We start from the raw sequence: 17,067 nt of genomic DNA on the forward strand, positions 1-17,067 counted from the left end.
GTCGGATCCGTATGGTCTGTGGGCAGGTTTTTTATTTTTTAGTGCGGTTTAGTACAATAAAAGTATGTATAAACGCTTTGTTAAACCGGTTTTATTTTTATTAACGCCAGACTTTACGCATAAGCTGATTGTTTTTTGCGGTCGTGTGACACAGGTATTGCCGCCTGTTCGGTGGGCTATTCGTAAGTCATGGAGTTTTCAGGATAAGTCGCTCCGACAGGAGATTAATAGTGTCACTTTTTCTAATCCAATTGGCTTATCGGCAGGGTTTGATAAAAATGTCCAGCTGTCACCGCTCATGGAGGACGTTGGTTTTGGGTTTGCTTCGGGTGGGTCGGTGACGCTAGAGCCGAGGAAAGGGAATCGGCGGCCATGGTTTCATCGTTTGCCGAAGACAAAGTCGGTGGTGGTGTATGCTGGTATGCCAAATTATGGTCTAAAAAAGATTAGCCGCTATGTCCGCCGTAATCGGTGGCGGCTAAATGACATGCCGACGGTTATGTCAGTAGCAGTTGTGGCAAATAAAACAACGATTGAACGGGCTGGCGGTCGTCCAGCCAAGCAGGCAATTATTAATGATGTAAAAAAAGCAACAGAATATATTAATAATAACAAATTGGCGAGTGTTGTAGAAATTAATATCTCCTGTCCTAATGCTGGCAAAGAGCCGTTTATTGAGGCAGAGCCGCTTGATGCATTGTTGACAACACTTGATAGTGTACCGCGTGACGTGCCGTTTTGGGTGAAAATGCCGCATTTGTACGATGTAGAACAATTCGATTCGCTACTAAAAGTTATCGTTCAGCATAACGTCCAGGGTGTGACGGTGGCTAATTTGGTAAAAGACCGTAGTAAAATTGACATCAAAGATCCACTGACTGATGAAATTCGCGGTGGGCTGAGTGGTGCGCCAACGCGCGAGCATAGCCTAGATCTAATTCGCCATACATATAAGAAATACGGCGATAGATTGACGATTATTGGCGTCGGCGGAGTGTTTTCGGCTGAGGATGCGTATGCCAAAATTAAGGCTGGTGCTAGTCTGGTTGGTTTGATTACTGGGCTGTTTTTTGAAGGGCCGCAGCTAATTGGACAAATCAATCGCGGGTTAGTGGAGCTATTGAAAAAGGACGGTTTTTCTCATATCTCCGAGGCAGTTGGCGCGGATTTTCGCAGCGAGCCAAAAAAGGCGAAAAAACTTTGAAAAAACTCTTGCAAAACAACTACAGCTGCTGTATAGTTGATTACTAGTTACGCGAATGTTCAGGAGAACCTCTGGCAACACACTGCAAAAACGTGCGAGGGCAGTGAAGCATGATTAGTTGAATGCAGACAGATGTGTTAAGTTTTTAACAAATCTATTGTGCACTCAAAATGCGAGGCATGATCATTAACAATTTGAGAGTAAAAGAAATTGAGTTTTTAATTGACGGTAATAGTGATTGCAAAGTAGCAATTACTAGTTAAGTCAATGCATAAAAAGGTACTCAAGGGCGCTAAATGGATGCCTAGACGTATATTACCGATGAAGGACGTGGAAGACTGCGATAAGCCTCGGGAAGCTGTCAACAAGCTTTGATCCGGGGATTTCCGAATGGGGAAACCCAGCATGAGTCATGTCATGTTGCCACTTGCTGAACACATAGGCAAGCGAGCGGGAACCATCTGAACTGAAACATCTTAGTAGGATGAGGAAGAGAAAGTAAATAACGATTGCGAAAGTAGTGGCGAGCGAAATCGCAACAGCCCAAACCTTTTAAGTTTTTGCCTATTTATTTAGGCAAATAAGTTGATAGACGAATACTTAATAAGGGGTTGTGATATTACATATGACCAAGTCAGAGAACTTCAGAGCAATTTGAAGGTATCTGATTTGCGATGCCAGGCTATCAACTGGTAGTAAGGTAAGAAAATTGCGTGGTTAGCAGAATAGTTTGAATGACTAGCCAAAGAACGTGAAAGCCGTGTACGCGAAAACGACGCTGACCTTATGTATGTTTTATCGAGTAGGACGGGGCACGAGAAACCCTGTTTGAATCTGGCTGGACCACCAGCCAAGGCTAAATATAATATACGATCGATAGTGAACTAGTACAGTGATGGAAAGGTGAAAAGAACCCCGGGAGGGGAGTGAAATAGATCCTGAAATTTAGTGCCTACAAGGAGTCGGAGCCGGCTTGTCCGGTGACGGCGTGCTTTTTGTAGAACGATCCAGCGAGTTAATTTTTACAGCGAGGTTAAGTCAATTGACGGAGCCACAGTGAAAGCGAGCCTGAATAGGGCGTTTAGTTGTAAGGATTAGACCCGAAACCGGGTGACCTAACCATGAGCAGGTTGAAGCCACTGTAACAGGTGGTGGAGGACCGAACCAGGATACGCAGCAAAGTGTTTGGATGACTTGTGGTTAGCGGTGAAATGCCAATCGAACTCGGAGATAGCTGGTTCTCCTCGAAACAGTTTTAGGACTGGCGTCGTGTCGTAACATACGGGGGTAGAGCTCTGTAAAGGACTGGGGCGGGCAACTGTACCCACCCTTAACAAACTACGAATACCGTATGCGGAATCACGGCAGTTAGAACGGCGGAGCTAAGTTCGTCGCTCGAAAGGGAAACAGCCCAGACCATCATCTAAGGTCCCTAAATTAACGTTCAGTGGGAAACAAGGTGAGATTTCTTAAACAGCTAGGATGTTGGCTTAGAAGCAGCCATTCATTTAAAGAGTGCGTAACAGCTCACTAGTCAAGAGATCTTGCGTGGAAAATGTAACGGGGCTAAAACGTTATACCGAAGATATGGGTCTATACATTAGTATGGGCGGTAGAGGAGCGTTCCTATCAGCAGTGAAGTCGAATCGGAAGGTTCGGTGGAGCGGTAGGAAGTGAGAATGCTGGAATGAGTAACCATAAGAGAGGTGAGAATCCTCTCGGCCGTAAGAGCAAGGTTTCCTGAGCCATGGTAATCATCTCAGGGTTAGTCGGGCCTAAGCCGAGGCGCAGAGCGTAGGCGATGGACATCAGGTTAATATTCCTGAACCGGTTAAGTTTTGTACACTGTTCACGGGGAAGTAATCGAAGCGGATTCATGGTTTATCCGTCCAACCGAGCGGGAACGCAAAGGGAGTGAAAGTGACTCTTCGGAGTCGCGATTTTGGTGAAAGCCCTGGCTAGAAAAGCAGGTGTACCTAGTGGACTTAGCCGCCCGTACCGCAAACCAACACAGGTGCTCGAGTCGAGTAGACTCAGGCTTACGAGCGAACCTTCGCTAAGGAACTCGGCAACACAGCGACCGTAACTTCGGGATAAGGTCTGCCCCCACTTCGGTGGATATCAGCCGCGTTCACTCAGTGAATAATAGGTTAAAGAGTACATTTTTAATCACAAAACGAATTTTCTGAGATAGAGCAATGAATTGTTCTTTTGAACGCGAATCTCTGACATCTAACGATGTGGGGGTCGCAGCAAAAGAGCCCACGGAACTGTTTATCAAAAACACAGGTCTCTGCTAACACGAAAGTGGATGTATAGGGGCTGACTCCTGCCCAATGCTGGAAGGTTAAGGGGAGCGCTTCACGGTGCGAACTGAAGCCCTAGTCAATGGCGGCGGTAACTATAACCGTCCTAAGGTAGCGAAATTCCTTGTCAGGTAAGTTCTGACCCGCACGAATGGAGTAATCATGTGGGCACTGTCTCAGCGAAGGACTCGGTGAAAGTGCATTGGCGGTAAAGATGCCGTCTGTCCGTACCAGGACGAAAAGACCCCATGGAGCTTTACTACAGCTTTACATTGAATACGGTTTCAACATGTGTAGCATAGGTGGGAGACGTTGAAGCAGATACGCCAGTATTTGTGGAGTCACCAAGTGAAATACCACCCTTGTTGTGATTGTGTTCTCACGCTGACCGTTATCCGGTTAGCGGACCGTGTATGGTGGGTAGTTTAACTGGGGCGGTTGCCTCCTAAAGAGTAGCGGAGGCGTTCAAAGGTTGGCTAACTTCGGATGGAAATCGAAGTGATAGTGTATGCGCATAAGCCAGCTTGACTGTGAGGAGTACATTCCAATCAGAGACGAAAGTCGGAGCAAGTGATCCGCTGTACGTACATTTGTACATGAATGTGGGATCGACAGCGCAAACGGATAAAAGTTACCCTGGGGATAACAGGCTTATAGCGCCCAATAGTTCACATAGACGGCGCTGTTTGGCACCTCGATGTCGGCTCATCACATCCTGGAGGGGGAGCACCTTCCAAGGGTTCGGCTGTTCGCCGATTAAAGTGGTACGCGAGCTGGGTTCAGAACGTCGTGAGACAGTTCGGTTTATATCCGGTATGGACGATAGGAAACTTGAGAGGATCTACCCCTAGTACGAGAGGACCGGGGCGGACGCACCTCTGGTGTATCGATTGTGGCCACCTGCTGCATTGTCGAGTAGCTATGTGCGGACTAGATAAGCGCTGAAAGCATATTAAGCGCGAAACTAACCTCAAGATAAGGTTTCCCTATGAGGACACAGAAAGACTATCTGTTTGATAGGCGCAAGGTGGAAGTGCAGCAATGCATGGAGCTAAAGCGTACTAATAGTCCCATTGCCTTTTTATGTCCTTGTCTGCTAGCGTTTATGCTTGCATAACGCTCGCGGATAAGGTAGACTTGACTAGTAATTGGTGCTTTTCAACAAGTACCAGCCAATTAACAATTCAATTTCGTGCTGATTTGATTGGACATCGAAGAAAGGGGTTTGGCCCACCACGCGAGTATATGTGGAACCAAGCGCTTTAAACCCCCTCCTTCGGTGCCCATGGCGAGGAGGAAACACCTGTTCTCATCCCGAACACAGAAGTTAAGCTCCTCAGCGGCGATTATACTGCGAAAGTGGGAAACTAGCACGGTGCCGAATTATAAAAAAGACTTCCGAATAGGGAGTCTTTTTTCGTTTTTGCCAGAGGCGCTTGCGAGTAGCATAAGTATGATATAATGATGAGGAAATGGATAAAAAACAAACAGAACAGCCAGAGTCCCTGAGGTCGGAGCGTGGGGGGTTTGTGGTGATGTGCGCGTCTTGGTTAAGGCGGCCAAAATCGTGGGTTATTATTGGTGGCGGTATTGTTGCATTGACGGTGGTAGTAGTTGGAGTGCTGTTTGTTATCACAACGCGTGGCAATGTCGGCGCTGAGCGCGTGTCCGACGAGGATTTGCAGGCGATTGACCGGCCGATTCGCCTGAAGTTTAATCAACAGCTTGGCGAGGTGAGGCCAGAGATTAAGCCAGAAGTGCGTGGTACGTGGCGCGAAAAGCGACAGTTGTTCGGCGTTTTTGAGATGGAGTTTACGCCCGACCAGCCACTGGCAGCTGATACAAATTACACCGTGGCGTTCCCGGGGGCGAGACGTTCGCTGTTTGGTAATGCGACAATCCATGATGTATCGTTCAAGACGCAAAAAGCACCACGAGTGGATACGACATCGCTGGACGGCAAAGAGGTGATCGCGATGGACCAGGCGTTGACGGTGCGTTTGGGGTCGCGGGCGAGTAAATTGCGCGATCTAGAATTGACGACTGAGCCAGCGCTTGGGCTGAAGCGTGAGTCGTCTGATGATCAAACATTTTCATGGAAATATGCTGGCCTACTAGCACCTGACACGCAGTACACCTTCAAGTTATACGATAAAGCCCAGAAGGAAGAGTTAAAACGTTTTACGGTGAAGAGTGCGCCACTACCGGCGATTAGGTCACCGATTAAAGAGCATTCAGTAACGCCATCAGATGAATTGAAGTTGACGTTTCAGGAAGCAATTGATGCAAAGGATCGGCCAAATATAGCGGTTGACACGGCTGGTAATGGTTCGTGGCGGAGCGATACCGAGTACGTATTCAAGGCAGATAAATTGGAGCCGGGCAAGACATACACATACACCATTCCTAAAGGCCTACGGACAGCTCGTGGAGGTGTTCTCGTCGAGGAAGTAAAAAAGATATTTACCACTAATGGGCATGTGCGTGGTGTGGGGGCGTCCCCGTGGCGAACCACTGTTGATCAAGCGGCGCAGGATGTATGGATAACCTTTGATCAGGCAGTTGACCACAAGAGCGCCCAGGATCGCCTTAGGGTTTCATCTGGTACAGTTCAGAGTATTTCCTGGCGTGGTAATACGATGGTTGCTCGGGTGGTCAATATGGGCTTTCAGCGGCAAGTCCAGGTTTGGGTAGAGCCAGGCGTGCAGCCAGTATTTGGACTGCCGAGTATAGAGCGAATTGCGACATCGTTCACAACTAATTCACGGGTCGTCAAACTCAATAACGTACCATTCTATCGTCAGGCGTACGCCCAAAGCTGCGAAGCGGCCTCGCTGCGTATGGCCTTGGCATATCGTGGTGTACATGATAATGATTGGAACATTTTGCAGCGTTTTGGGTACCGTCCACGACCACGAGACAAGGCGACAAATGAGTGGGACGATCCGAATGCGCAGTTTGTGGGCGACGTAAACGGCAACCAAGGTACGGGAACGGGCTGGGGTGTATATGCTGGTCCGGTGGCACGGGCGGCTGGGCAGTATGGTCGCAGGACGTCAGTGGCATATGGTGCCAATGCGAATTTCGTAGCACAGCAAATTCATAACGGTAATCCAGTCATTGCGTGGGGCGTATGGCGGATTGGCGCAAAAATTGATAGTTGGAGGACGCCGTCAGGTCGGACGGTCAGCGGGCCAATACCGATGCATGTACGCCTCATTGTTGGGGTTCGCGGTGAGCCGCACGATCCGCTCGGGTTCTATGTTAATGACCCGATTGCAGGACGACTCTATTGGACGAGAGCGCAGTTTGTGGCGATGACAGCTGGTGCTGGACCGGCGGCGCAGCTGTTGGCGGTGCATTAATCGGTACTGAAGTGAGGACGGTATAGTCAGGGGCCCCGCGTCTTTGTTATTGAGCTAGCTCTATGGACGCGGGCTTTGTAGTCGGAAAGTTGAAGATGAGTATACGTATTTTTCTCGTCGTCGGGGTAATTTTCGATTTAGGCAATTTTAGCTATTAGTGAAATTCCTTTCACAATCAAAAACCACCCATCTCGCAGAAAGGGTGGTTTTTGAGTGGTGGAACTCATCATTTCTAAGCTCCAACAGGTGCCGTCACACGGTGTGACAGGTCTCATTATAGCGAAGTAAACCGCTGATTGCAATATTTTATTCACAATAAAAGTAGCTTATGTAAATGTTGACAAAGTATGAGCAGTATGATAAGATGTATATATAACACATATCATGTGTGATATATAAAGGCGAGGGTTTCCATAGTAGATGATGTGGAAATCTTTTTAATTAGGGAGGAAAACTCACATGGCAGGTACAAAAATTGGCGGTATGAAAGCGGCAGCGAAAAACTTAGCGCGTGACCCAGACTTTTATGCCAAGATCGGCGCGAAGGGCGGTCGGAACGGACGGACCGGTGGCTTTGCGGCAAACCCAGCTCTGGCACGGATCGCTGGTGCTAAAGGTGGTCGCATTTCTCGTCGGCGTAAGGTAACGACGACGGCCACGACAACCGTTAATCCGACAACGACAGTATCAACAGTGCAGGCAACGGCTCAAGACGACGTGACACTGGCCGCGTAGCCACACTGCTTAAAATGATGCGGTAAGCCCTCTTTCCATAGAGGGCTATTTGCGGTAGCGGCGGAGTTCGCAGGATCGAGCTTCGTTGACGCGCCAGTTGCTAGCGCAGTGGAGACAGCGATAGTGGTGCTTGGCGATTTCTATACCGACAGCGCTGCATGTCGGGCACGTGCTGCGGGCGTGTAGCCACTTGCGGTAGCTATCAAGCGCATCCTGAACGACGTCGTCACTCATGGCCAGAGTAATGTGATATCGCGGGGCTAATTGACGGACGGCTAATTCCCAGGCTTGGCGTTCCATGGCGATGAGGTCGATGTCACGAGTATAGTGATGATGACCCAGGATGGCGTGGGCGGTTTCGTGGAGCAGCTGGGCGGTAGCAGCTGGTGACGCCTCGTTAATATAAGTGATAGTCCGTGAATGGTGTGACCACGAAAAAACATCGCCAGCCTGGAACTGATACTCTGGGTAATCGCTGGTCAGCTGCTTAACGATGGGCGATAGCGTTATCGTAGCAACCATAGAGTACAGACTCCTCGGGATGTGCTGCACCAACGATGTGCGGGTAGGTGATAAATGATGGCAGCTTCTCGGTGATAAGTCCAGCTAGTGATGCAGAGAATTTGTCGGTGTAGCGGCCGACACCGCCGCCGATAACGATAACGTTTGGCTGAATAGTAGCGATCAGTGCCTGCAGTCCTAAGCTGAGTCTCTTGGCAGCCTCAAACCAAGCTTCGGGCGGTGTTGCGTCCGATAATTCACCAAACTGTTGACTGAGCGCTCGTCCGGAAGCGAGGTTTTCCCACGAATCGATGGTTGACTGATACGCAACTTGCATATGACCGGCTTCACTGCTACGTAGGCTGGGGTGGAGGGTGCCGTTGAGGATAATACTGGTGCCGATGCCTGTGCCGATAGTGACGTAGAGGCCGCAGGCTGGTTGTGGTTCAAGGCGACGTATGCTGGCGAGGCCGGCGAGGTTGGCGTCATTTTCGAGGATGATTTGGGCGTCGGGAAAGTGCTCGGCTAGGAGGTCGCGGATGGGCACCTCGCACCAGCCGAGGTTAATGCAATATGTAGCGACACCGTCAGTGACGGTGCCGGGTAGACCGATCGAGATATCTGTAACAGGTGTGCCCTCGGCGATCACGGTGATAGTGTCAACGACCTGTTTGATATACGCCGTAATGTCTGTTGGGGTGGCAAACCGAGTTGTTGTCTCTAGTGTGCCGTTGTCGGTAAATCGTCCGACTAATGTTTTTGTGCCTCCAGTATCAATCGCAATAATCATGAAGCTAGTATACCCCTTTACGAGAGCGCCGACAATATGGTACAGTAAGTATTAGTAACATCAGGGAGATAATAGTATGAAGCAGAACCGCCAGCGAGGATATGTTGTAATCTACGTGATTGTAGGGGTTATTTTGGCGGCGATCGCTTTGGCAACGTTATACGGGTTGCGACAATTATCAGCACAGAACCAGACCGCCTCATCGACGGAAAATGCTGCGACGAGTGAGCAGCAAAAAGAGACGAACAACACGAAGCCTGACGATAAATTGGCCGACAAAAAGAAGAACGAGAAGAGCGATGAGAAAAAAGACACTTCTTCGGCTGAGTCAAATAAGTCCGTGCAGCAGCAGCCTCAACAACCCTCGCAGAATCAACCAACGCCGCCAGCTCAAAGCAATAGCCGAGGGTCATCCCGCTTACCAGCAACTGGGCCGGCTGACTCGTTGGCAGTTGGCTTCGTGTTGGGGCTGATTGTAGCCGCGGGCTTTGCTTATCGCCGGTCAATGTTGGTAGTTTAGCTTCCTTCTCTTTACTCGAGGCGTTATCTACGATATAATAAAACGAGACCTCCAAGAGGTGACTGTTTTGGCAGGCCGCTTGGATAAGAATATTAACGTAATATGGGAGTCTATTTGGACGTATGGCAAATCCATTGACCATGGACGATCTGCTTGCTCAGGCGAGCGACTCCGTGAAACAGCTGACCGCGGGCGAGGTTGTGCACGGAACTATTTTATCAATAAAGAAACACGAAGTTCTGATTGATCTGGGGCCTTTGGGCGTTGGCTTGGTGCCGCGCCGTGAGGTGAGTATGTCGAACAATTACGCAGAAGGTGACGAGGTAACTGCGAGTGTTGTCGAGGTTGAGCTGGACAACGGTTATTCACTTTTGAGCATGCGTAAAGCGGCGCGCGATCGTGGCTGGGACGAGGTCGCCGCCAAATTGGAGAGCGGTGAAATTGTAACGGTGACACCGTACGACGCCAATCGTGGTGGTCTGTTGGCTGAATATGAAGGGGTGCGCGGTTTCTTGCCGGTATCGCAGCTATCGGCTGAGCATTATCCGCGAGTTGGTTCAAATGACAAGGACGAGATCTTGCAGCGGCTTAACGTACTGGTCAACAAAGAGATTCGCGTTCGGATTTTGGATGCTGATCGCAAGGCGAACAAGCTCATCTTTTCTGAAAAAGAAGCCATCAAAGAGGGCCTGGCGGAGCGGTTTGAGAAATTGTCAGTCGGCGATACCGTCAAGGGTATCGTGACTGGCGTGGTAGACTTTGGCGTATTTGTGAACGTTGAGGGAATTGAGGGACTGATTCACATCTCAGAAATTAGCTGGGAGCGGGTCAACAATCCGAGTGATTACGTCAAGGTTGGCCAGACTGTGGAGGCAAAGATTATCGCTATTGATAAGGAGCGCCTCAGCTTGAGCATGAAGCAACTGACGAAGGACCCATGGCTGGATGAAGTGGAGCAGTTCAAGTCAGGCGAGGACGTCGAAGGCACAGTCACACGGATTACACCGTTTGGTGCGTTTGTGCAGTTGAGTCCGGCCGTCGAGGCTCTCGTTCACGTTTCGGAGCTGGGTGGCGATGGGACTGACCCGGAGAAAGTCTTTACATTAAATGAGCGCAAGACCTTTACGGTGCTCGAAATTGATAAAGATAATCGCAAAATTTCGCTGTCGCTGGCTGGCGGCAAGAAAAAATAGCCTATAGAAAAAGAGTAACGTAAACAGTTCGCCGGGAGTGTCACACGGGCGATGAAAGGAGCACGAGCAGATGACAGAAAAGATTGTCGCAATCGCAGATTCAGTAACCGTCGGAGAGCTCGCTACCACCTTGAATCTACCGGTCACGACGCTCATTGGCGAGCTGTTTAAGAATGGTATCGCGGCGACGATTAATCAGCGACTGGACTTTGAGACGGCGTCGATCATCGTTGAAGAGCTGGGCCTTGAGGTAACGCTTAAGAAAAAGGAGGCGGCTGTTGGCCGCGCCCGCGTGGAACATACACTGTCGGAAAGGGCAGTACCGCGCCCACCGATTGTGGCGGTGATGGGGCATGTTGATCACGGCAAGACGAGCTTGCTGGATGCGATTTTGGGTAACAAGACTGCTGCAGGCGAGGCCGGTGGTATTACGCAACACATTAGTGCCTACCAAACGAGGCGTAATGGGCGGATGATTACACTGCTCGACACTCCAGGGCATGAGGCATTTGCAGCGCTGCGGCAACATGGTGCGGTGCTGACTGATGTGGTGATTATTGTGGTAGCGGCTGACGATGGCGTCAAGCCGCAGACGGTCGAGGCGATTCGATTTGCCCGTTCGGCTAACGCGAAAATCGTGGTGGCGATCAATAAAATTGACAAAGATACCGCCAACCCACAGCTGGTAAAAACGCAACTGGCATCTGAGCATGGCCTTAATCCTGAGGAGTGGGGTGGCGATACGGTGATGGTGGAAGTCAGCGCCAAGACTGGTCAGAATTTGGATAAGCTGCTGGACATGGTGCTACTCGTAGCAGATATGGAAGATTTGCGGGCGGATGAGGACGTGCCGGCGGAAGGCTTGGTGATTGAGGCACATATGGAAACTGGGCGCGGCGCGGTGGTTGGGCTACTCGTCGAGCACGGTCAGCTAAAACCAGCGCATTATCTGGTGGCCGGCACGGCGTACGGTCGAGTACGAACAATGTCGGACTTTCGTGGTCAGACAATGAAAATGGCCGGCCCGAGTACACCTGTTAACGTAACTGGATTTAAGGAGCTGCCGCAGTTTGGTGATAGCTTTCGGTTGGCTAAAAATGAGAAAGAGGCGCGGCATTTGGCGCAGGCAGCGCGCCTAGAGCAGGAAAAAATGGCTGCCAGCACCAATGTCACCAGCTCGGATATTTTGAAAATGATGAGTCAGCAGCATGACGCTGAGTCGTTCAATGTTCTCGTCAAGGCTGATGTTCAGGGGTCGCTCACGTCGGTGATTGATAGCCTGAAATTGATTGATACAGGTGGCTTGGTGGATCTACATGTCATCGGTAGTGGGGTTGGTAATATTTCAGAAAATGACATTCATCTGGCAGTTGGCGAGAACACGGTCATTTATGGTTTTAATGTTGATCTGCCGCCAGCAGTGAAGCGCCTGGCAGCACGTGAGCATGTTGAGGTGCGGCTGTATCGAGTGATTTATGAACTACTTGATAACGCCAAGCAATCCATGGAAGCGTTACTGGCCCCAGAGGTCGTCGAGACCGAGGTCGGCCAGCTGAGCGTTAAGGGCGTGTTCCGAACGGTGCGCGAAGAGGTGATCGCTGGCGGTGAGATGATGAAGGGTAAGGTTTATAAGGGTTTGCTAGCGCGTCTGAAGCGTGGCGATGAGTACATCGCCGAGGTTGAAGTGTCGTCTGTTCAGCGTCAACATCAGGAAGCCAAAGAAGTGTTTGAGGGTGAAATGTGTGGTCTCAGCCTCAAAACTACGCGAAAAGTCGTTGTCGAGGAGGGCGACACACTGGAGTTCTTTACACGGGAGCTGGTGAAGAAGACGTTGTAACAACTTGTCACTGTGGGTAATTTTAGTATACCGGAGGGTTTTCTATTGACTTTTTTCTATAAATCTGCTAAAGTCTAAGCTATAAACATATATTTTATGAGATAGTCGAACTGTTTAAATTTAAATTAGTCACTTATCTCTGAAAGGAAACCACCACATGTCAGAAAGAAATATCCCTCACCGCGGCAACACTATGCCATCTACGGAACGGGTCGCCAACTCGCCAGAACAGATTCCAGCCCCTAATGCAGCAATGCAGGAGTTTGCTGGCAAGTTTTCTTCTATCTCTGAGCAAATGAATGAGGTCGTTGCCTCAAAGCGGGCAACCACGAAAGAATATAAAGCCAACAAGCAACTTTCTCCTCAGCTCGTCGAGAAATATGGCGGTCATGACGTCTACCGTGACAAGGTTGTCGGATACAATCAGCAAATTGCTGGTTTACAGAATGAGTATCGTGCGCTTACTGAGTTGTATGGCGAGCTTGGTGGTGATAAGATTGATAGCCTTAAACAAGAACTGCAAGACCGCACCGGTGGCAGGGCCCGTGGTACCTGGTCGGCAGAAGCCGTGATTACCGAGCGGGCACTACGTCAGGCACAGGACGCTTTTGCTAAGAATTATGAGGATTATAAGGCTGATAAGCAAAAGGGAGATCAGAATAATAAGTCCCCTCTTGCTTTGCCGCCAGCCAAGAAAAGTCCGGAAGGGGGCTCAGCAGGCAACAAGGGGCCAGAAGGCCAAGGTAGTAGCGGTGAGGGTGGTAAAAAAGATCTCATAAATGAAGCCGTTAAGCTAATGGGCGAGGCTTCGCGAGTTCTCAGTGATCCAGACGCCTCTGCTGAGGATAAGGCAAAGGCACGCAAAGCTATTCAGGCAATCATAGAGAAGATTGATGGTAGTGGTGAGGATGATCCACGCCCAGCCGAGGAGAGAATCAGCGATGCTATGACTCGCATGAGCGATTTCTTTGAGAATACGTATGAGGTAGACCCTGCTACTGGTGAGAAACGATACACATATCTTGAGCATATTAGGCGCTATGAAGCTGCACGTGAGCGTTTCCAAGAAGTTATGGCTCTTAAACAAAAGAGCTGTGGACTACGCATCAATCCAAACGGTAAGCTTATGGAACGCTTGCTAGGTTGTGGTCGATTGGGCGCTAAGCTCGCTGATCGTCTAACACGCCCGTCTAAAGAAGAGCAGGAGGCAGCGGCAGCCTACGAAGCAGCCTTGACGCAGGTTGACGTTGACCGGCACAACTTCCTCGGTCAGGAGATTGATCATGGTAATCTAACAAAAGAGGAAGTACGCGGTTTGCGTAGCCAGTTCTTTACAGCAGAGCATTACGGTAATGTCCAAGAAATTGCGCGTCTGCAGATGGATCGCGGCAAAGATGAGGACGGCAACCGTCGTCGTCCAATGAGCAAGTGGTTGCGACGTCTGGGCTATCTGACTGCTGGTGCGATTGGTGGCGTAACGGCGATGTTTAATATACCGCTTGGTATTGCCGTTGCTGGGGCTGGTGCCGGTGTATTTCGCGGCTTGGCCAACAAGCGAAATGCCAACATGAAAGTTAGTCCAGAAGATAAAAATCCGTTGAATAAAGAATATAAAGCCGAAGCTGTGGCAGACGTATATCATCAACAGTTCTTGGAGTCTATGCAGGCTCGGACTGAGGAGGCGCAAAAAGAGGGTTCTGATTGGGAGCCGGGTGCTCGTGATATCGTCGGTACGCATCTATATGAGACATCAATTGAGGCTGGCAAGAGTACCGAGCGTCTTACCAGGCCAGTGTTGGGTGCGGTGGCGCTAGCTGCAGCCATTAAATTTTCTACGGATTTGATGGGATCAGGAAGTGCCGGCGGGAGTGGCAACGTTGAAAATCCAAAGTCAGAAACTGGAGGCGGTGATAGTGCTGGAAATGTTCCACCAACAGTTTCATCAGAGACCCCGCCCGCTCAGCCTCACCTTACCGAGGTTAACACGAACGGTGCGCCAGAGAGCGTGGTTGGCGATCAGTTGCAGCATCTTGGCTATAAGCTTGAGGGCGACTCGACGGAGTTTCTGAAGAAGCTTGCAGACAACGTTGGTCAAGATAAGGTTTTTGCCGACGCTAACAATAACCCAGTAGATATGTTTACGGGAAAAGCTGGCGACCAGCAGTTTGGGGCTTGGAATGTTAACACGAGTGTGCGCTTTAGTGATGAAGCGGTGCGAGCCATTGAGGCTATGAAAGATGTTACTAAGGTTTAGAAATTAAAACAATAGGAGAACACAAACAATGACACATGAACAAATATTTGAGCAGTTAGGCATTACTGGTGCGAGTGATGAGGTTAAGCAGAGCACTCTCCACAACCTCGTTGGTGCGGTTGAGGTCCAATTTGCTAGCGTTAGTGATGAGCTATTAACGGAAGAACAAGATGAGGAATTAAATAAGCTCGTTGACGCACATGATGGTGATCCTAGCGTTGTCGGTGAGTGGCTAAAAACTCATATACCAGAGGCTGGACAGCTATACCAGGCAATACTGGAGGATGAGATTGTTCGTCTAAAAAGTCGGTTGGACACATAGGTCGTCGAATAGCTCTCATGAAGGTATAGTAGCATTCTGATCAGGATGCTGCTATACTAGTATAGAGAGAACGGGAACCATAAACGAGGAGACGATATGTTCCAACTAGATGATAATTTTTTGAAAGAATTAGGACTAGACCAACTGCCAGATGAGCAGAAGAAGCCGTTTTTGCAGCATATTTATAGCGAGTTGGAGCTACGGGTCGGCGAGCGGCTGAGTCAGGGGATGAGCGACGCGCAGCTGGATGAGTTTGCGAACATTATCGACAAGGCGCCGGGCGCGGTAGATGAGTTTCTCGCCAAACACGCACCAAATTACCAGCAGGAGCCAATGTTTCAGCGGCTGGTGCAGGCGACCAAGGCTGATCCGAATAATCCGGGTCTAAAAGATGAGTTTGCGGCGACGAAGTGGCTGGAGGTAAATCGGCCTGATTATCGCGACGTGGTGGCGGCAACAATGGACGAGCTGAAGAAGGAGATTATAACTAACCGCGAGGCTATTTTAGGCGGTATGGGTGCATCCTCGGCGCCGGGACAAGCTTAGAGCGAGCCTTTAGCTGCCTTAGCTCATGAACTTAGCCTTGATGGCCGCGGAGAAACGCCTCTGCGGTCATTTGTTTGCCGCTCGGGGCAATCAGCTCGAGGACGGCAAGATATCGTCCATCACAGCACTTAACGCTCAGCGGCGATTCTGGGGCGTTTGAGGCGCGAGTTTTGGTGATAATGAGTTCACGGTCATGAATGCGCAGACGACTACGTGGAAAGCCGAGATACGCCCGCACATGGGCATCGGCGGCGGCTGCGGTCATTGCCGTCGGGTCAATGAGTGACATATCCTTGGAAAGCAGCTGGCAATACGTGGCATCGGTGTCGTTTTGTGGGGTCGGCTGGAGCGTACCGGCGAGGATACTTGGCAGCGTGCGCACGAGCAGGTCGCTGCCGGCAGCAAACAGTTCATCATATAGCTGCGGTTTGGTTTCAGTGCCAGTGAGCGGGTGACGGTGTTGGGTGTAAATTGGGCCAGCGTCCATCTGGGCGTCAAGTTGCATAATGGAGATGCCGGTTTCTGAGTCTTGGTGTGCAATAGCGGCCTCGATTGGTGAAGGGCCGCGCCATGTTGGCAGTAGCGAGGGATGGAGATTAATAATACCAGGAGTGAAGAGGTCAATGATTGACTGGGGGATAATTTTGCCATAAGCGACGAGGACGCCGGCGACGGGCTGAAGGGCGGTGATATCGGGGATAATGTCGCGGAGCTTGTTGGGCTGCCAGACGAGGATGCCATGTTGGCGGGCAAAGGTCTTGACTGGTGGTTCGGTAAGCTTATGGCCGCGGCCGCTACGCATATCGGGTTTGGTGATGACGGCGCAAATGGGAAATCCTGCCTCGTAGAGTGCTTTAAGGGTAATCAGACTGTACGCTTCGGTGCCGAAAAAGATGATTGGCGGCATGTTAGTCCCACAGCTGAGCATTATCTTTGATGTCGGCTTCGTAATCAAGCGGCTGCAATTCACCAGAATCATCAAGCGTGTAAAAAGCATCGTGCTGGTCACGGATATGGTCGATAAAGACGACGCCGTTGGTGTGATCGATCTCGTGCTGGATGACACGGGCGAGGAAACCTTCGGCCTTAAGGCGAATCTCGTTGCCATCAAGGTCAAGAGCCTTGACACGGATTTTAGAATGGCGGGGGACTTTGCCGTAGACTTGCTTAACGCTGAGGCAGCCTTCGAAATCGGCGACAATTTCTCCCTCGTATTTGACAATTTCAGGATTGATCAAGGTGGTGAATTCGCGAGTTGCTTTGTCGTCAAAGTCGCTGCGGACGATGATGACGCGCTCGAGGCGATCAACCTGGATGGCAGCTAGGGCAGCGCTGATTTCATGAGGGCGAGAATCTTCCCAGTCAAGAGCGGCCGCGATCATATCGGCTGATAACTGACGCACCTCGTCGGTGATGACGTGAATTTTAGCTGATTTTTGGCGGAGATGCGGATTTGGTAGAGCAATGATATCGTCTTTAGTCATTGTGATCATT

The 17,067-nt window shown here is 50.1% G+C and carries 13 protein-coding genes and 2 rRNA genes; 11 read left to right on the forward strand and 4 right to left on the reverse strand.

What is annotated here, in order from left to right; translation table 11 throughout:
- Window positions 1-64 precede the first annotated feature (64 nt).
- The 5 genes from pyrD to GWK77_00800 all read left to right on the forward strand — a co-directional run bounded on the left by pyrD (window position 65) and on the right by GWK77_00800 (window position 7,610).
- The gene (pyrD, locus tag GWK77_00780; GenBank protein ID QHU92712.1) at window positions 65-1,204 is read left to right on the forward strand and encodes a dihydroorotate dehydrogenase (quinone); all 1,140 of its coding nucleotides are present in this window, start codon (window positions 65-67) and stop codon (window positions 1,202-1,204) included.
- Between the two features lie 276 nt (window positions 1,205-1,480).
- A 23S ribosomal RNA gene (locus GWK77_00785) occupies window positions 1,481-4,595 on the forward strand.
- 190 nt (window positions 4,596-4,785) lie between these two features.
- Window positions 4,786-4,894 (forward strand): 5S ribosomal RNA (gene rrf, locus GWK77_00790).
- Window positions 4,895-4,982: 88 nt separating this feature from the next.
- On the forward strand, window positions 4,983-6,875 hold the full coding sequence (locus GWK77_00795) for a hypothetical protein (GenBank protein QHU92713.1): 1,893 nt from the start codon (window positions 4,983-4,985) through the stop codon (window positions 6,873-6,875).
- A gap of 459 nt (window positions 6,876-7,334) precedes the next feature.
- Window positions 7,335-7,610: a hypothetical protein gene (locus GWK77_00800; GenBank protein QHU92714.1), complete on the forward strand. Its 276-nt coding sequence runs from the start codon at window positions 7,335-7,337 to the stop codon at window positions 7,608-7,610.
- A gap of 45 nt (window positions 7,611-7,655) precedes the next feature.
- Here GWK77_00800 and GWK77_00805 read toward each other — a convergent pair whose 3' ends face one another.
- On the reverse strand, window positions 7,656-8,132 hold the full coding sequence (locus tag GWK77_00805; GenBank protein ID QHU92715.1) for a hypothetical protein: 477 nt from the start codon (window positions 8,130-8,132) through the stop codon (window positions 7,656-7,658).
- On the reverse strand, window positions 8,098-8,901 hold the full coding sequence (locus GWK77_00810) for an ROK family protein (protein ID QHU92716.1): 804 nt from the start codon (window positions 8,899-8,901) through the stop codon (window positions 8,098-8,100). The genes GWK77_00805 and GWK77_00810 overlap by 35 nt, the downstream gene beginning before the upstream one ends.
- A 76-nt stretch (window positions 8,902-8,977) precedes the next feature.
- Between GWK77_00810 and GWK77_00815 the strand changes: the two genes are divergently transcribed.
- The 6 genes from GWK77_00815 (at window position 8,978) to GWK77_00840 (ending at window position 15,573) form a co-directional block, all read left to right on the forward strand.
- Window positions 8,978-9,421 (forward strand): hypothetical protein, encoded by a 444-nt coding sequence (locus GWK77_00815; protein ID QHU92717.1) that lies wholly within the window; start codon window positions 8,978-8,980, stop codon window positions 9,419-9,421.
- 122 nt (window positions 9,422-9,543) lie between these two features.
- The gene (locus tag GWK77_00820; GenBank protein QHU92718.1) at window positions 9,544-10,614 is read left to right on the forward strand and encodes a S1 RNA-binding domain-containing protein; all 1,071 of its coding nucleotides are present in this window, start codon (window positions 9,544-9,546) and stop codon (window positions 10,612-10,614) included.
- A gap of 70 nt (window positions 10,615-10,684) precedes the next feature.
- Window positions 10,685-12,451 (forward strand): translation initiation factor IF-2, encoded by a 1,767-nt coding sequence (locus GWK77_00825; protein QHU92719.1) that lies wholly within the window; start codon window positions 10,685-10,687, stop codon window positions 12,449-12,451.
- A 157-nt stretch (window positions 12,452-12,608) separates the two neighbouring features.
- Complete coding sequence (locus GWK77_00830) at window positions 12,609-14,705, forward strand: hypothetical protein (GenBank protein QHU92720.1); 2,097 nt, start codon at window positions 12,609-12,611, stop codon at window positions 14,703-14,705.
- 28 nt (window positions 14,706-14,733) lie between these two features.
- A complete protein-coding gene (locus GWK77_00835; protein QHU92721.1) occupies window positions 14,734-15,027 on the forward strand; it encodes a hypothetical protein in 294 nt (97 codons plus the stop codon).
- Between the two features lie 96 nt (window positions 15,028-15,123).
- Entirely contained in the window at window positions 15,124-15,573 is a 450-nt protein-coding gene (locus tag GWK77_00840) for a hypothetical protein (GenBank protein ID QHU92722.1), read from the forward strand.
- 31 nt (window positions 15,574-15,604) lie between these two features.
- On the opposite strand, the gene fmt is transcribed toward GWK77_00840, so the two are convergent.
- A complete protein-coding gene (gene fmt, locus GWK77_00845; GenBank protein ID QHU92723.1) occupies window positions 15,605-16,480 on the reverse strand; it encodes a methionyl-tRNA formyltransferase in 876 nt (291 codons plus the stop codon).
- 1 nt (window position 16,481) lies between these two features.
- Complete coding sequence (gene def, locus GWK77_00850) at window positions 16,482-17,057, reverse strand: peptide deformylase (GenBank protein ID QHU92724.1); 576 nt, start codon at window positions 17,055-17,057, stop codon at window positions 16,482-16,484.
- Between the last annotated feature and the right edge of the window lie 10 nt (window positions 17,058-17,067).

Source organism: Candidatus Saccharibacteria bacterium oral taxon 488, assembly GCA_010202645.1.
Lineage (GTDB): Bacteria > Patescibacteriota > Saccharimonadia > Saccharimonadales > Saccharimonadaceae > Nanosynbacter.

Bases quoted from the DNA above. Each gene is read 5' to 3' on its own strand.
- pyrD (QHU92712.1), top strand. From the start codon at position 65: ATGTATAAACGCTTTGTTAAACCGGTTTTATTTTTATTAACGCCAGAC.
- GWK77_00795 (QHU92713.1), top strand. From the start codon at position 4,983: ATGGATAAAAAACAAACAGAACAGCCAGAGTCCCTGAGGTCGGAGCGT.
- GWK77_00800 (QHU92714.1), top strand. From the start codon at position 7,335: ATGGCAGGTACAAAAATTGGCGGTATGAAAGCGGCAGCGAAAAACTTA.
- GWK77_00805 (QHU92715.1), bottom strand. From the start codon at position 8,132: ATGGTTGCTACGATAACGCTATCGCCCATCGTTAAGCAGCTGACCAGC.
- GWK77_00810 (QHU92716.1), bottom strand. From the start codon at position 8,901: ATGATTATTGCGATTGATACTGGAGGCACAAAAACATTAGTCGGACGA.
- GWK77_00815 (QHU92717.1), top strand. From the start codon at position 8,978: ATGAAGCAGAACCGCCAGCGAGGATATGTTGTAATCTACGTGATTGTA.
- GWK77_00820 (QHU92718.1), top strand. From the start codon at position 9,544: ATGGCAAATCCATTGACCATGGACGATCTGCTTGCTCAGGCGAGCGAC.
- GWK77_00825 (QHU92719.1), top strand. From the start codon at position 10,685: ATGACAGAAAAGATTGTCGCAATCGCAGATTCAGTAACCGTCGGAGAG.
- GWK77_00830 (QHU92720.1), top strand. From the start codon at position 12,609: ATGTCAGAAAGAAATATCCCTCACCGCGGCAACACTATGCCATCTACG.
- GWK77_00835 (QHU92721.1), top strand. From the start codon at position 14,734: ATGACACATGAACAAATATTTGAGCAGTTAGGCATTACTGGTGCGAGT.
- GWK77_00840 (QHU92722.1), top strand. From the start codon at position 15,124: ATGTTCCAACTAGATGATAATTTTTTGAAAGAATTAGGACTAGACCAA.
- fmt (QHU92723.1), bottom strand. From the start codon at position 16,480: ATGCCGCCAATCATCTTTTTCGGCACCGAAGCGTACAGTCTGATTACC.
- def (QHU92724.1), bottom strand. From the start codon at position 17,057: ATGACTAAAGACGATATCATTGCTCTACCAAATCCGCATCTCCGCCAA.